This window comes from Geodermatophilus telluris, from assembly GCF_900102745.1.
Classification (GTDB): domain Bacteria; phylum Actinomycetota; class Actinomycetes; order Mycobacteriales; family Geodermatophilaceae; genus Geodermatophilus; species Geodermatophilus telluris.
The window spans coordinates 350,286-364,992 of record NZ_FMZF01000003.1 but is presented as its reverse complement, the minus strand read 5'-3'; the positions used below and the strand labels follow the sequence as shown (position 1 = coordinate 364,992).

Sequence of the window (14,707 nt, the reverse complement as noted above, 5' to 3'; positions counted from 1 at the left end):
CGTCCCCCTGGCCGTGTCGGTGTGGACGTCCCCCATCACGATCTCCCTTCTCCGGTGCTCTCGGGATCCCGAGAGGCTGGTGGTGGCGCGGTCCGGTGCCGTGGACCCCGCCGGTTCACGAGCCGAAGCGCTGTTCCTCCTCGGTGGTCAGGGGCCGGATCGCCCGGGTCTGCGCGAGCGCGAGCACCGAACGGGTGGAGCCGCAGACGTCGCAGGGCGAGGTCCGCAGCACCCCGCCCGCCTCGGACGCGGTGAGCAGGGTCCCGTCCGGACCGATCTCGCCGCTCGCCACGGTCTCGTCGTGCCGCTGCAGGCCGACGAGCAGCCGCTCGGACGGGACGTCCCAGACGCGGACGACCCGGTCCGCCCCGGTGCTGACCACCCGGCCGCCGTCCGGTGTGAAGCGGACGGACTCGGCGGTGCCCTGGTGCCCGCGCAGGACCGCGGCCGGTTCCCCCGTCGCCGTCCAGACCCGGACGGCCCCGTCGGCACCAGCACTCGCGAACACCCGACCGTCGGGGCTGTACGCCACCGCCGTGACCGCCCCGCTGTGTCCGGACAGGACCCGGACGTCGCGGCCGCCCGTGCCCAGCTCCCACAGGCGCAGCTCGCCGTTCTCGTCCCCGCTCAGGACGTGGCGCCCGTCGGGGCTGAGGGCGACCGCGTAGACCGCACCCGCGTGGCCCACGAGGTCCTGCGAGGCGCCGTCCGCGACGTCGACGACCTGGACGGTCCCGTCCTGGTTCCCGACGGCGATCCTCGTACCGGCCTCGTCGACGGAGGCGGACCACACCTCGCCCCGCCCCGGCTCCAGCCGCCACTCCTCGCGGCCGTCCGACGCGCTCACCCGGGTGACGAGACCGTCCTCGCCCCAGGTCCAGACGTCCTCCCCGTCCGCGGAGAACACCGCCCAGCACCGCCCTTCGTGCGCGGGGACCTCCAGCTGTGGCTCCAGGGAGGCGGACGACCACACCCGGACCCGCCCGTCCGTCCCGCCGGTGACCACCAGCCGGCCGTCGGGGCTGTACGCGGCGGCGGTGACGGGCGCCCGGACGGCGGTGCCGACCCGGGTGTCCCACGTGCGCACGGTGCCGTCCTGCCCGGCGCTGGCGAGCACCTCCCCGCCCGGCTCTGCGCCGTTCCGGAAGCCCACGGTGAAGGCCTGGTCCACGTGCCCGCGCAGGACGGCCAGCTCGACGCCGTCCGTGCTGAGCAGGCTGACCGCCCCGTCCTCGCGGGCCGCCGCGATCCGGGTGCCGTCGGGGCTCAGCGCGAGGTCGTAGAGGGCCTGGTCGTCCACGGGCACGCTCAGCACCTCCTGCCCGGAGGCCACGTCCCACAGCCGGAGCGTCCCGTCCTCGTCGCCGGTCGCGACGGCGCCGGCGGTGGTGAAGCGGACCGCGGTCACGGCGCCGTCGTGGCCGCGCAGGACCGTCTGCCGCGAGGGGTCCACGACGGCCCACACCACGGCCGTCCCGTCACCCCTCCCGGTGACGACCACGTCGCCGTCCGGACCGAAGGACGACGCGTACGCAGGGCCGGAGCCCGGTCCGAGGACCGCGACCTCTGCACCGTCGCGGTTCCAGACGTGGACGCTGCCGTCGTAGAGGGAGGCGGCCAGCAGTCCCCCGTCGGGGCTGTAGGCGACGTTGACCGGGTAGGCCTCGGACGGCTCCTGCGCCACCACCCGCCGGTCCCCGGTCGCGACGTCGGTCACGACCACGGTGCCGTCGTCGTAGCCCGCCGAGGCGACGTGCTCCCCCTCGGGGCTGTACGCCACGGCCATGACGAAGCCCTGGTGGGCCGGGTACTCGGCCCGCACGGATCCCTCATCGACGTCCCAGAGACGCAGCACGCCGTCGGCGCCGGCGCTCGCGATGGTGGACCCGTCCGGGGAGAAGCGGGCGCTGTGCACCGGGCCCTCACCCGCCCGGAGGATCGCCAGCCCCCGGGACTCGTCCGTCGCCCGCCGGAGCATCTCCTCGGCCTGCGCCGTGGGAGCGGCGTCCCAGGCGCGCCGGGCCAGCACCAGGCTCAGCGTCGGGTCGCTCTCGAGGGCCACGGCTGCGTCGGCGGCGTACTGGCGGGAGACCGCCACGTCCTTCTGCCAGGTGGCCTCCCGCGCCTGCACCACCGCCACGACGGCGACCACGCTGATCGTGGTCAGGGCGACGAGCAGGGCGGCGAAGGTGGCCTGCAGGCGCCGTCGCCGGGCTCGCCGCCGGGCCCGCTCCGCCGCGCTGCTCGCCGCCAGGAACTCGCGCTCCAGCTCGTTGAGCGCGGTGGGTGCCCGTTGCTGCCACTCGGCGGTCTCCACGAGCCGCCCGCCCCGGTACAGCGCGCCCTCGTCCCGGCCCAGGCGCTGCCACTCCGCCGCCGAGGCCGTCAGCGTGCGGTGCGTGCGCAGGCCGGCGCGGTCGGCGTCGATCCACCCCTGCAGCCGCGGCCAGCCGCGGATCAGGGCCTCGTGGGAGACCTCGAGCGACCGCTCCCCGTCGGGGTCGTCGGCGTCGGACGACAGGAGGCGGGCGTCGACGAAGCGCCCCACGACCTCCTCGACGAGGTCGGCTCCCGGCTCCTGCGACAGCTCGCGCACGCTGATCCGGCGGCGGGTGTCCTCCGTCCCCTCGCCGGGCTGGGTGAGGCGCAGGAACAGCTGCCGGGCGACCTCCTGGCCCTCCGGCGTCAGCTCGGCGTGGAGGGCCTCCGCCCGTTCGCCCAGCCCCCGCCGGACGCCGCCGGTGTCGCGGTAGCCCGCCAGGCCGAGCAGGCCGCCGTGGCGCCGGCGCCACGTCTCGAGGAGCGCGTACTCGAGCAGCGGGAGGGAGCCCGGCTCGCGGACGACGTCGGCCAGGATCGTGTCCACGAGACCCGGCTCGACGTCCAGCCCCGCGACGCGCGCCGGCTCCTCGACGACCTGCCGCAGCTCCTCCTCGCTCATGGCCCCGACGAGCACCTGGTGGGACTGCACCAGCTGGGCGAAGCCCGGGTGGGCCGCCAGGCGGGGGTAGAAGTCGGCCCGCAGCGTCATCACCACGGCCGTGCGGCCACCGGGGACGGCCGCGGCGTAGTGCAGGTTCTGCAGGAACCGGGACCGCTGCCGCTCGTCCCGGCACAGGGTGAACAGCTCCTCGCACTGGTCCACGACGAGCAGGGCGCGCCGCCCCGGCGGGGAGTCGGCCAGCCCCGCGGTCACCGCCAGGTGCAGGGTCCGGTCGTCGTCGCCGAGGCCGTCCGACGCCCGCTGCAGACCCGACGCCGGGGTCAGCTCCTGCACCGGTCCGGCGAGCGCGGCGACGGGGTGCGCTCCCGGGCGCAGCACCCGGACCCACCAGGTCTCGCTGCCCGGGACCGCGCCGGCGCGCACGCGGGGCAGGAGCCCGGCGCGGACCAGCGAGGACTTGCCGCTGCCCGACGGGCCGACGACCGCGACGAACCGCTCGTGCCGCAGGCGCTCCACCAGCCGCTGCACGTGGCCCTCGCGCCCGAAGTAGAAGCGGGCGTGCTCCTCCTCGAAGACGTCGAGGCCGCGGTACGGGCACGTGGCGGGGTCCGCCCCGACCCGCGGGGTGCCGCCGAACGGGATCCCGCGGACCGCGTCGACCAGCTCCCGCAGGCCGCGCTGGGAGTCCGGGCCACCCCGCAGGTCGACCCACGTGCGGGTGGCCAGGAAGGGAGGGAGGGTCGCCGGGTCGAAGGGGTCGAGGCCGGGGAGCAGCACCGGGAAGAGGCGGAACGCCCGGTCGGTCGCCGCGCGGTTCAGGGCGAGGGACACCTCCAGGCGCTCCCAGGCACCCACGTCGTGCGGGCCGATGAAGACCGCGCACGCGCAGGCCTGCAGCAGTCCGGCCGCCAGCTCCGACTGCCACTCGCCCCCGGGGGTGAGGGCCCACCGGTCGAACCAGGGTGCGAGGCCGGCCCGCTCGAGGTGGCGCGCGACGCGCTCGACGGCGCTCCGGTCGCGCGAGTTGTAGGACAGGAAGACGTCGGTCGCGTGGCGGGTCCCCGGTCCACCCGCCGGGACGCGGACGTCCCGCGGAGCAGCGGCGCCGTCGACGGCGTGTGGCTCCATCGAGACCTTCCAGCGGGTCGCGGCGGCGGGTGCACGGTGTCACCGTGGGCCGGGACAGGTGTAGCGGGTCCGCCGTCACCGCAGTGTCACCGTGTCGTCACCGGTGGCCGCCCTCGGGGCGAGGGGGTCGCGCCCCGCTGGCACAGTCGTGGGTGTGGAGGACACCGCCGCGCTCGCCGCGCTGGTCGGCGTCGCGCCCGACGTGCTGGTGCGCGCGCTGGGCGACGGCTGGCGGGAGGTGTCCGGGCCGGAGCACGAGCGGTGGTTCGTCAGCGGGGAACCGGCGCAGGTGGCGGTCGGCTGGGACGGGTTCGGCTTCGCGCTGGCCCGCCCGGAGCCGCGGTGGGCCGGGCACTACCTGGTGGAGGAGTTCGTGGCCGACCGCCGGTTCTCCGCCGACGAGGTGCTCTACGAGCGGGCGGAGCTGGCCGCGGCGGCCGAGGAGGTCGCCCGCAGGCGGCGCCGGACGTTCCGCTGGTGCCCGGTGTGCCGGCGGGTCAACGGCCGCGAGCACGTGCACGACGGCACCGGCCTCTGCACGGGCTGCGCCGCCGAGCACCTCGGCGTCCGGTACTGACGGCTCGACGGGGCAGGAGCGCGCGCCGGGCGGTGGTCCCGGGTGCACGCGCTGTGCCGACGCGTCCGGCCGGCCACCCCGGCCCGCGGGGCGTCCGTCCGGCCGCGGTCCTCCTCCTTGTCGCCTCCCTCCGGCACCGGCAGGGTCCCGCCGCACCGGACGTGGAGGGGAGCCGACCATGAAGTACGTCGTCACCTGGCGGGAGCGGCCGACGGGCTCGGCCGCGGAGTACGAGGCGGCACAGAAGCGGGTGCTCGACGTCTTCTCCGACTGGCAGATGCCGGAGAGCCTGACCTTCCACCAGTTCGTCGTCCGGCTCGGCGAGTTCGGCGGGTACGCGGTGATCGACACCGACGAGCCGGCGGACCTGCAGTACCTGACGACGGTCTTCGCCGCCTTCACCTTCACGGTCGAGCCGGTGATGGACGTCGTGGACGCCGTCGCGGCGGAGATGCGCGGGATCCAGTACCGGGACGCGCGGTAGGGGTCAGGGCGGTGGCTGGCCGCCGGGCACCGCGGCGACCTCCGCGGCCGCCGCGTGCCCCGAGCGGACGGCGTCGAGCACCGGCAGCCCCGCCCGCCAGCCGGCCAGCACACCGGCCGCGAACGCGTCCCCGCAGCCGGTCGTGTCCCGCAGCCGGTCCTCCGGCAGCGGCTCAACCGGCACCTCCCACGTGCCTGCCGCGGTGAGCACCCGCGTCGGGCGGGCGCCGGCGTGCACCAGCACCAGCGGCGGCGCCCAGGCCGGCCGTGCGCCGTCCAGCCCGAGGACGGCGGCCTCGCCGGCGTTGCCGAGCAGCAGGTCCGGCCGCAGCGCCGCGAGCAGGTCGGCGTACGCGGCGGCGCCGTGCGCGGCGATCCGGGTCGCGGCGGCCACGTCCACACTGACCGGCACCCCGAGCCCGTGCGCCGTGGCCGTCAGGGCCCGCAGCGCGGCCGGGAAGCGCAGCAGGTCGTATCCGTCGAGGTGGACGACGGCGGCGCCGGCGAGCCACTCGGCGCGGACGTCGGCGGGCTCGAGGGCGCCCTCCCCGTGGTCGGTGAGCAGGGTGCGCTCCCCGCCGGGGTGCACCAGCACCGTCGACAGCGGCGCCCGCCCGCGGCGCACCACGGCGAGCCCGACGCCCCGTCCCGCGAGCCCCGCGAGCAGCCCGTCGGCCAGCGGGTCGGCACCCGCCCAGCCCGCCAGCCGCGCCGGCACCCCGAGCCGGGCCACCCCCGCCGTCACGTTGGCCGGGGCGCCGCCCGCCGTCGTCGTCCGCACCACCCGCTGCTGGCCGCCGGCCACCAGGGGAGCCGAGAGCTCGAGCACCTGGTCGGCGACCAGCTTGCCCACCGCGACGACCGGTCCCCGCCCGGCCGGTCCCGGCCAGCGCGGCGCGTCCGCCGTGCACCCGCCGGTCACGCGGCCCACGCTAGCGACGAGGAGGACCCGGTGTGGCCACGCTGCTGTTGACCGGCGGGGACGTCGTCACGCCCGACGGCGTCCTCCCCGGCGGCTGGGTGCAGGTGACCGGTGATCGGCTGGCCGCGGTCGGCACCGGGCCCGCCCCGGCCGCCGACGACGTCGTCGACTGCACCGGCCGCACGCTGGTGCCCGGCTTCGTCGACGTCCACCAGCACGGCGGGGGAGGGGCCTCCTACGACGGCGGGGCCGGGGCCGCGCGGCGGGCGCTCGCGGTGCACCGGGCCGCCGGGACGACGACGGCGGTCGCCTCGCTGGTCTCGCTGCGCCCGGCCGCGCTCGACCGCGCGCTGGGCGAGCTGGCCGGGCTGGTCGAGGACGGCGAGCTGGCCGGCATCCACCTGGAGGGGCCGTGGCTGTCGGCGTCCCGCCGCGGCGCGCACGACCCGGGGGCGCTGCGGCCGCCCTCGCCCGGCGAGGTGGCGACGGTGCTGGCCTCCGGCGTCGTCCGCACGGTCACCCTCGCCCCCGAGCTGCCCGGCGCGCTCGGCGCGGTCGCCGCCCTGGCCGCGGCGGGGGTGGTCCCGGCGATCGGGCACACCGAGGCGTCCTTCGAGGTCGTCCGCACGGCGGTGGACGCCGGGGCCCGCGTGGCGACGCACCTGCTCAACGCCGTGCCGGCGCCCGCCGGCCGCGAGCCCGGCCCGGTGCTGGCCCTGCTGGAGGACGAGCGGGTGACCGTCGAGCTCGTCGCCGACGGCGTGCACCTGCACCCGGCGTGGGAGCGGCACGTGCTGGCCGGGGCGGGCGCGGGCCGGGTCGCGCTGGTCACCGACGCGACGGCGGCGGCGGGGGAGCCCGACGGCCGCTACGACCTCGGCGGCCTGGCGGTGACGGTCACCGGCGGGGTGGCCCGGCTGGCCGACGGCGGCGCGCTGGCCGGCGGCACGGCGACGTCGGCGGTGCTCTTCCGCCGCGCGGTGACCGAGCTGGGCTGCACCCCGGCCGAGGCGGCGCGGGTCACCGCGACCACGCCGGCGGCCGCGCTGGGACTGGTCGACATGGGGGCGCTGCGCGCGGGCCTGCGCGCCGACGTGGTGCTGCTGGACCCGGCCTGGTCGGTGGCCGGCGTGCTGCGCGCGGGACGGTGGGTGGTCCCGCCGTCCTGACGCGCCGGTGCCCCGGCCGGGAGACCCGGCCGGGGCACCGTGTGCGGATCGGGCGTCAGGCGACGCGGCGGGCGCCCTGGTAGCTCGGCATCGAGTCCAGGTCGACCACGGCCACCGGCTTGCCGGCGGTGGAGGCGTGCACCATCTGGCCGTTGCCGATGTACATGCCGACGTGCGAGACCGGGCTGTAGAAGAACACCAGGTCACCGGGCTGCAGGTCGGCCTTCGCCACCGGGGTGCCGAAGGTCGACTGGGCCGAGGAGGTGCGCGGGATGCTGATCCCGGCCGCCTTGTAGGCGAAACTGGTCAGGCCCGAGCAGTCGAACGTGTCGGGGCCGGTGGCGCCGTAGACGTACATGTCACCCTGCTGCGCCAGCGCGGTGTCGACCGCGACCTGGGCCGCGCCAGTGGGCGCGGGGGCGGGCGCGGCGGTCACGGCCGCGGTGCTGACCCCGCTCACCGCGGCCGAGGCGGGCAGCGGCGCGAGGGTGATGCCGGCTCCGGCGATGGCCGCCACGGCGATGCCGCGGAACGTGCGGCGAGCGGTGGACGTGCGTGCAGTCGTCATCGACGACGGTTCTCCTGTTCTCCACGGCCGCCTACCGGGTTAGCTGACGGGTTCGGACGGGGGAGTCGCCCGGCGCGACGAGTCGCGCTCCACCCCAGTGCTGCGGTGGGTCCCCGGTCCGGGTGCGGCGGGAGGCCGGCACCCGGTTCGGCGTGTCCGGCGGGTGTCACTGGGTACGTGACGAAGGGCCCTGGCCGAACCGCGACGACGCTAGGTAGGGCTCCGTGAGCCTTCAACCGGCCGGCCGGGCCGCCACGCCCGGTGGACCACGATCGACTTGACGTCGGCGCGGCCGGTCCGCTCACCCGCCTGACCTGCGACGTCGCCGTCCGGCGCCGGGCGGCCCGGTCGTGCCCCCTGCCGGGACACGCCGCCGTCGAGAAGAAAGGACGACGCGGTGCGTCCGCACGCGCAGTCAGGACGCGGCCACGGTCGGCCGACCGGGGGACGGCGGGAGCGCGACGGTTGCGGTGCGCGTTGACGGGGCACGGGTCCAGGGACCGACAGGAGGAGGCTCCCCATGGGGATGTTGAGGAAGCTCGTGGCTTCGGGCGTCGCCGCCAAGGTGGTGCAGGAGCTCCAGAAGCCGCAGAACCAGGCCAAGATCAAGCAGTTCATCCGCGACTACCAGGCCAAGAACAAGGGCGGTCGCGGCGGCACCACCGGCGGCCGCGGGTACTGATCCCGGCACCTGATCACGGCCCCCGTCCCGGACCTCCGGGGCGGGGGCCGCGTCACGTCCGGGGCTGATCGCGACTGGCGGTCCCCCTCCCGGACAACCCTGGCCGGGTCAGCCCGGTGGCTTCCCACCGCCACCCCCGCAGAAGAAGGACACGCCCGTCTACCTGCGGCCGTGGTTCGCCGTCCTCGCCCTGCTCCTCGTCATCGGGGTCATCGGCTCGGCCGTCAACGGGGACGACGACGAGTCGACGACGCCGGTCGTCGACTTCGCGATGCCGTCCGTGGTGGGGATGAACCTCCAGGACGCGCAAGACCTCATCCAGGTGAACGGCGTCTTCGTGAGCTCGTCGCACGACCTGCTCTACACGCGCCAGCAGGTCCTGGACGCCAACTGGCGGGGCTGTACGCAGAACGTGCCCGCCGGCCAGCGCCTCACCGGGGACGTCGAGGGCGTCATCGACCTCGGCGTCGTCAAGGTCGACGAGGCCTGCCCCGGAGACGGTCTCTCACGGCCGCCACAGTCCATGCGGGACACAGCCAGCCCGTGCAATGTGGTCCGAGCGCGGTCGTGCTCTGCCCCGTCAGGCGGGGCAGAGCACGACCTGCCGCGGGGGACCCGGGTCACCCGCGGCGGCCGGCTCAGGGCAGGCCGGCGTGGGGGACGTCGACCTCGGTCGCGAGCAGCACCGCCTCGCGCACCGGCGCGCGGTTGTGCTCGTAGAAGTCCGGCGCCGCGCACATGAGCAGCGTCCGGCCGTCCTCGCCGCCGAGCATGCAGGCGAACACGCCCAGTCCCTCGGGCGCGGCGACGGCGTCGACGATCTCGCCGCCCTCGGCCACCCGCACGACCCGCCCGCCCACCGCGTCGGCCGCCCAGATGCAGCCGTCGGCGTCGAGCGAGCAGCCGTCCGGGGCGACGGCGAGCTGGCCGAGCACCTCCTCGACCGTGCGCCCGGTGACCTCCGGCCCCAGCGACGCCCACACCCGCCGGTTCGACAGGGACCCGTCGGCCGCCAGGTCGAAGGCGGTGTACCGGTTGCCGAGCGTCTCGCCGACCACCAGCGTGCCGCCGTCCGGGGTGACGACCGAGCCGTTGGGGAACTGCAGCCCCTCGGCGGCGACGGACACGCGGCCGTCGGGGTCAATGCGCTTCAGCGACGCCGTGGTCGCGTCCCCGCCGCCCATGAGGTCGAAGCCGAAGTCGCCGGCGAACACGTGCCCGGACGCCGTCACCACCAGGTCGTTGAGGTGCCCGCAGCAGTGCTCGGAGAGGTCGGCGTACGTCGACAGCGACGAGCCGTCCCAGCGCAGCACCTCGTGGGTCTTCATCGACACGACGACCAGGGACCCGTCGGGCAGCCAACCCAGGCCCGAGGGCTGCCCGGGCACCTCGAACTGCACCGTCTCCCGCCCGTCGGCCGTCACCCGGCTGACCGTGTGCCGGTAGAAGTCCGACACCCACCACGTGCCCTCGTGCCAGCGCGGGCCCTCGAAGAACCCGCCGCCGGTCAGCACCGTCCGCACCTCGCGCTCCGCCATGACGCGGACCCTAGGAGGCCGACGCCTCAGGCCGCAGGGGAGCGCGCCCCGCCGTCAGGCCCGGCAGCCGATGGGGCCGCCGTGGAAGGCGACCATGTCCGGCCAGATGTCGGTCAGTGGCAGCCGCTCGCCGAGTGGCCGGCCGTCGAGCTCGGTGTAGGCGCGGTGCAGGTTGCCCACCAGCCGCTCGGACTCCTGCCACGCCGCGTACGGGTTGTCCGCCCGCCGCCGCGCGGTCTCCAGCGGCGACCACCCGGCCGCGTGACCCTCGCGCGCGGTCGCGTCGACGAAGGCGGCGTAACCGGCCAGGTCGTCGAGCAGGCGGGTCACCTCCGCGCCCCGGCACACCGGCCCGTGCCCGGGCACCAGCACCTCCGGCTCGAGCGCCCGCAGCGCGGCCAGCGCCCGCGGGTACCCGGCCACGCTGCCCTCGGCGAGGAACGGCTGGCCGCCGGCGAAGGCGACGTCCCCGGCGAAGGCCACCCGCTCGGCCGGCAGCCAGACGACGACGTCGCCGCGCGTGTGCGCCGGGCCGACCGCGTGCAGCTCGACCGCCCGCTCGCCGAGGTGCAGCGTCAGCGCACCGGTGAACGTCAGGTCGGGCGGGCGGACCTCCAGGTGCCCGTAGTCCGGTCCGGTGAGCACCTGCGCCGCCACCAGCCCGGCGGCGAGCTGGTCCTCGCGGCTGTGCGCGTGGCCGACCACCGGGGTGCCGGCGGGGACCAGCCAGTTGCCGAAGGTGTGGTCGCCGTGGTGGTGGGTGTTCACCACCGCGTGCAGCCGGCCCGGCACCACCCCGGCCACCGCGGCGAACAGCGCCCGGTTGCGCGCCTCCGTCGAGGTGGTGTCGACCATCAGGCCGGTCCCGTCGTCGCCGGCCACCACGCCGGTGTTGTTGATCATCCAGCTGCCGTCGGGCTGCACGTAGGCGAAGACGCCCGGTGCCACCTCCTGCAGCGCGGCCGCCTCGATCGACGTCGTCACCGGGTCACTGTCCCGCACGGGGACCCCGGGAGGGAGTGCTCCGGTGGACGGTCGTGCTCTGCCCACAGGTGTGGGCAGAGCACGACCGCGCAACGGGGACCCAGCGGCGGGGGACTCAGTCGCCCTTGACGTTCACCACCTGGCGCAGCGTGTGCCGCACCTCCACCAGGTCGGCGGCGTCCGCCATGACGACGTCGATGTCCTTGTAGGCGTCGGGGTGCTCGTCGAGGAAGGCGTCGGAGCGGCCCCAGGCGATGCCCCTCATCCGCGCGTCGAGGTCGGCCCGGGTGAACCGCCGGCGCGCCGCCGTCCGGGAGAACGCCCGCCCGGCGCCGTGCGGCGAGCTGGTCAGCGACTCGACGTCGCCCTTGCCGACGACGACGTAGCTCGCCGTCCCCATCGAGCCCGGGATCAGCCCCCACTGTCCGGCGCGCGCGGAGATCGCGCCCTTGCGGGACAGCCACACCTCGCGCCCGTAGTGCGTCTCCCGCTCGGTGTAGTTGTGGTGGCAGTTGACCGTCTCCAGCCGTTCCACCTCGGTCCCGAGGCCACGTCCACTCATGAACCGACCGAGCTGGTCGACGACACGGTCCATCATCTCCTCGCGGTTGAGGAAGGCGAACCGCTGAGCCCACCGCAGCGCCTCGACGTAGGCGTCGAACTCCGGCTCGCCCTCCTCCAGGTACGCGAGGTCCCGGTCGGCGAGCTCGACGCCCTCGGCCCGGCAGCGCTCCTGCGCGATCCGGACGTGCTTCGACGCCAGCTTGTTGCCGACGCCGCGCGACCCGGAGTGCAGGAAGGTCCAGACGCGGTCTTCCTCGTCGAGGGAGACCTCGATGAAGTGGTTGCCCGAGCCCAGGGACCCGAGCTGCAGCGGCCAGGAGTCAGCGACCGCGTCGGCCTGGCCGGCGCCCGGCAGTGCGCGCAGCTCCTCGACCCGGGGGACGGCGGTCTCGCGCAGCTTCCGGTTGCGGCCGCCGGCCGACAGCGGGACCGAGCGGGCGATCTGGCCGTGCAGCACGGACAGGTCGCGGCCGGCGAGGTCGTCGGCGGTGAACGGGGTGCGCACGGCCATCATCCCGCAGCCGATGTCGACCCCGACCGCTGCGGGGATGATCGCGCCGTCGGTGGGGATGACCGAGCCGACGGTCGCACCCAGCCCCAGGTGCGCGTCGGGCATCAGCGCGACGTGCGGGTGGATGAAGGGGAGCGCGGCGGTGCGCTCGGCCTGCGCCCGGGTGGTCGGCTCGAGGATCGACGCCCAGTTGAGGAGGCGTTCACTGATCTGCTCCATGGTCCTTTCCTCTGCTGCGCGGGGCCCGGTCCCCGCGGTGCGGTCGTGGGCCGGGGCAGTCAACGCGCTGGGCTCGCGCGGCGCGACCGCATTACCCCGACCGGCGTGCCGTTTCCGTTCCGCGGGCTCCGGGCAGGCGGCGGGGGACCGCCGCACCCCACCGTGAGGACGCTGAACCATGCAGGTCGGACTGAAGCTCGCCACCGAGGCCTTCCCGCCGAACGAGGTGGTCCGCCAGACGGTCCGCGCGGAGGAGGCCGGCTTCGACTTCGTCGAGCTCAGCGACCACTTCCACCCGTGGCTCGACGCCCAGGGGCACAGCGGCTTCACCTGGTCGATGCTCGGCGCGATGGCGGCCCGGACCGAGCGGATCGGCCTGGTCACCGGCGTGACCTGCCCGATCATCCGCTACCACCCCGCGGTCATCGCCCAGGCCGCGGCGACGGTGCAGATCCTCTCGGAGAACCGGTTCACCCTGGGCATCGGCGCCGGCGAGCGGCTCAACGAGCACGTGGTCGGCCAGGGCTGGCCGGCCGTGCGCACGCGGCACAAGATGCTCACCGAGGCGCTGGAGATCATCAGGCTGCTCTGGCAGGGCGGCTACCAGTCCTACGACGGGCAGTACCTGCAGCTCGAGGACGCCCGCGTGTTCGACCTGCCCGACCGGCTGCCCGTGATCGCCGTCGCCAGCGGCGGGCACAACGCCTCCGCACTGGCCGCCGAGCACGGCGACGGGCTGTTCGCCACCGAGCCGCGCGCCGACCTCGTCGAGGCCTACACCGGCGCCGGTGGCTCCGGCCCGCGGTACGCCGAGGTGCCGGTGGCGTGGGCGGCCGACGAGGAGTCCGCCGTCCAGGAGGCGCTGGAGAAGAGCCGCTGGGCGCTCACCGGGTGGAAGGTGATGAGCGAGCTGCCCAACCCGGTGAACTTCGACGCGGCCAGCGCCACGGTGAAGCCCGACGACATCCGCCAGCAGTTCTCCTGCGGCCCGGACCTGGACGCGCACGTGCAGCAGGTGCAGCCCTACGTCGACGCCGGCTTCGACCACATCGTGCTGCAGAACGCCGGTCCCGACCCCGACGGCTTCATCGACGCCTGCGCCGGCGGGCTGATCGAGCGGGTCCGCGCGCTCACCCCGTCGTCCTGAGGCCGATCCCCGGTGGGCACGCGTGCGCGGCGCCCACCCGGGTAGCCCGCCGTCCATGAGCGGGACGAGCGAGAGCCGGGTCGGCAAGGTGGAGGCGGTCGCCGTGGCGGCCGGGGGGATGGGGCAGCGCAACCTGGCGGCCGGCTCGCGGGTCGCGATGCGCCTGTGGGCGGCACAGCAGCCGAGCGAGGGCGAGCCGGAGGTGGCCCGCGAGTACGAGACGGTGGGCTACGCCGTCTCCGGTCGGGCCCGGCTGCGGGCGGGGGACGAGACGCTGGAGCTGGGTCCCGGCGACTCGTGGGTCGTCCCGGCCGGGGTGCGCCACACGTACGAGATCGTCGAGGCGTTCACCGCGGTCGAGGCCACCGCCCCGCCCGCGCAGGAGGCCGGCCGGGACGCATCGCCGTCCTGAGCGGGGTCAGGAGGGGTCGAGCAGCCGCAGCGGCGGACGGGAGGACAGCCGCTTCTCCAGGCTGACCCGGTGCCGGCCGTCGGGGTCGCTGCGGAAGTCGAGGCGGTCGACCAGCGCCTGCATGAGCGTCAGGCCCGCGCCGCCGCCGTCGACCGACGGCTCGCGCCCGGCGACCTCGGCGGGGTCGAAGCCGCTGCCGTCGTCGACCACGGTGATCCGGCAGACGTCGCCGGCGATCGCCACCGACACCTCGTACTCGGCGTGCGCACCGGCGTGCCGGACGACGTTCGCGCACGCCTCGGTGAGCGCCAGCGTGGTCTCCTCGACCACCGGCCGGTCGATGCGCAGGTGCTCCAGCGCCTGCCGGCACAGCCCCCGGACGAACGGCACGCTGTCGACGTCCACCGGAAGACGTACGGTGAAGCTGATCTCCACCCCGAGCCTCCCGCTGCGACGTCCGGTTACGCTCCCTGGGTCCGACCACCGCACCGAGGGAGCCCGATCGTGCAGTTCGCCGTCGACCGCACTGCGGTGCACGGACGGCCGGCGCTGAGGGTACGCGGTGAACTCGACGTCGCCACGGTGGCGCGGCTGGCCGAGTGCGTGGAGGCCGAGCTGTCCGCCGCGCCGCGGGGCCTGGTGGTCGACCTGACCGACACCGCGTTCATGGACTCCTCCGGCGCCCGGCAGCTCGCCCGCACCGCCAAGCGGGCCGCCGAGACCGGCACCGCGCTGCAGGTTGTCTGCCCGCGGTCGAACTCCCCGGTGCGCCTGGTCATCGACCTGCTCGAGCTCGACCGGCTGGTGCCCGTGGTCGAGACCGCCGCGCTGACCGACGGCGAGGTCGGGTCCTAGGGTC

The 14,707-nt window shown here is 75.8% G+C and carries 14 protein-coding genes and 1 riboswitch; of the genes, 7 read left to right on the top strand and 7 right to left on the bottom strand.

Annotation, left to right across the window (positions count from 1 at the left end; all coding sequences use genetic code 11):
- Window positions 1-115 precede the first annotated feature (115 nt).
- Window positions 116-4,072, bottom strand: a complete 3,957-nt coding sequence (locus tag BLQ97_RS12225; protein WP_091366132.1) for an nSTAND1 domain-containing NTPase — start codon at window positions 4,070-4,072, stop codon at window positions 116-118.
- 154 nt (window positions 4,073-4,226) lie between these two features.
- Here BLQ97_RS12225 and BLQ97_RS12220 point away from each other — a divergent pair, with 154 nt between their 5' ends.
- Window positions 4,227-4,649 (top strand): hypothetical protein, encoded by a 423-nt coding sequence (locus tag BLQ97_RS12220; protein ID WP_091366131.1) that lies wholly within the window; start codon window positions 4,227-4,229, stop codon window positions 4,647-4,649.
- A gap of 178 nt (window positions 4,650-4,827) precedes the next feature.
- Window positions 4,828-5,133: a DUF3303 domain-containing protein gene (locus BLQ97_RS12215; protein WP_091366130.1), complete on the top strand. Its 306-nt coding sequence runs from the start codon at window positions 4,828-4,830 to the stop codon at window positions 5,131-5,133.
- 3 nt (window positions 5,134-5,136) lie between these two features.
- On the opposite strand, the gene BLQ97_RS12210 is transcribed toward BLQ97_RS12215, so the two are convergent.
- The gene (locus BLQ97_RS12210; protein WP_175471705.1) at window positions 5,137-6,054 is read right to left on the bottom strand and encodes a carbohydrate kinase family protein; all 918 of its coding nucleotides are present in this window, start codon (window positions 6,052-6,054) and stop codon (window positions 5,137-5,139) included.
- A 32-nt stretch (window positions 6,055-6,086) separates the two neighbouring features.
- Between BLQ97_RS12210 and BLQ97_RS12205 the strand changes: the two genes are divergently transcribed.
- Entirely contained in the window at window positions 6,087-7,223 is a 1,137-nt protein-coding gene (locus tag BLQ97_RS12205) for an N-acetylglucosamine-6-phosphate deacetylase (RefSeq protein WP_091366128.1), read from the top strand.
- A gap of 55 nt (window positions 7,224-7,278) precedes the next feature.
- Here BLQ97_RS12205 and BLQ97_RS12200 read toward each other — a convergent pair whose 3' ends face one another.
- On the bottom strand, window positions 7,279-7,791 hold the full coding sequence (locus tag BLQ97_RS12200; RefSeq protein WP_091366127.1) for a C40 family peptidase: 513 nt from the start codon (window positions 7,789-7,791) through the stop codon (window positions 7,279-7,281).
- Between the two features lie 12 nt (window positions 7,792-7,803).
- A riboswitch (cyclic di-AMP (ydaO/yuaA leader) is annotated at window positions 7,804-7,931 on the bottom strand.
- Between the two features lie 380 nt (window positions 7,932-8,311).
- On the opposite strand from BLQ97_RS12200, the gene BLQ97_RS23330 reads away from it, so the two are divergent.
- A complete protein-coding gene (locus BLQ97_RS23330) occupies window positions 8,312-8,473 on the top strand; it encodes a hypothetical protein (protein ID WP_175471704.1) in 162 nt (53 codons plus the stop codon).
- A 638-nt stretch (window positions 8,474-9,111) separates the two neighbouring features.
- Here the strand turns inward: BLQ97_RS23330 and BLQ97_RS12195 are convergent.
- The 3 genes from BLQ97_RS12195 to BLQ97_RS12185 all read right to left on the bottom strand — a co-directional run bounded on the left by BLQ97_RS12195 (window position 9,112) and on the right by BLQ97_RS12185 (window position 12,289).
- A complete protein-coding gene (locus BLQ97_RS12195) occupies window positions 9,112-10,011 on the bottom strand; it encodes an SMP-30/gluconolactonase/LRE family protein (RefSeq protein ID WP_091366126.1) in 900 nt (299 codons plus the stop codon).
- A gap of 54 nt (window positions 10,012-10,065) precedes the next feature.
- Window positions 10,066-10,995, bottom strand: a complete 930-nt coding sequence (locus BLQ97_RS12190) for an MBL fold metallo-hydrolase (protein ID WP_217637165.1) — start codon at window positions 10,993-10,995, stop codon at window positions 10,066-10,068.
- Window positions 10,996-11,110: 115 nt separating this feature from the next.
- Window positions 11,111-12,289: an RtcB family protein gene (locus BLQ97_RS12185; protein WP_091366125.1), complete on the bottom strand. Its 1,179-nt coding sequence runs from the start codon at window positions 12,287-12,289 to the stop codon at window positions 11,111-11,113.
- Between the two features lie 178 nt (window positions 12,290-12,467).
- Between BLQ97_RS12185 and BLQ97_RS12180 the strand changes: the two genes are divergently transcribed.
- Window positions 12,468-13,436: a TIGR03557 family F420-dependent LLM class oxidoreductase gene (locus BLQ97_RS12180; RefSeq protein ID WP_091366124.1), complete on the top strand. Its 969-nt coding sequence runs from the start codon at window positions 12,468-12,470 to the stop codon at window positions 13,434-13,436.
- A 55-nt stretch (window positions 13,437-13,491) separates the two neighbouring features.
- The gene (locus tag BLQ97_RS12175) at window positions 13,492-13,848 is read left to right on the top strand and encodes a cupin domain-containing protein (protein WP_091366123.1); all 357 of its coding nucleotides are present in this window, start codon (window positions 13,492-13,494) and stop codon (window positions 13,846-13,848) included.
- A gap of 6 nt (window positions 13,849-13,854) precedes the next feature.
- Here the strand turns inward: BLQ97_RS12175 and BLQ97_RS22925 are convergent, their stop codons facing one another.
- Entirely contained in the window at window positions 13,855-14,283 is a 429-nt protein-coding gene (locus BLQ97_RS22925) for an ATP-binding protein (protein ID WP_175471703.1), read from the bottom strand.
- A gap of 69 nt (window positions 14,284-14,352) precedes the next feature.
- On the opposite strand from BLQ97_RS22925, the gene BLQ97_RS22920 reads away from it, so the two are divergent.
- Complete coding sequence (locus BLQ97_RS22920) at window positions 14,353-14,703, top strand: STAS domain-containing protein (protein WP_175471702.1); 351 nt, start codon at window positions 14,353-14,355, stop codon at window positions 14,701-14,703.
- Window positions 14,704-14,707: the final 4 nt, after the last annotated feature.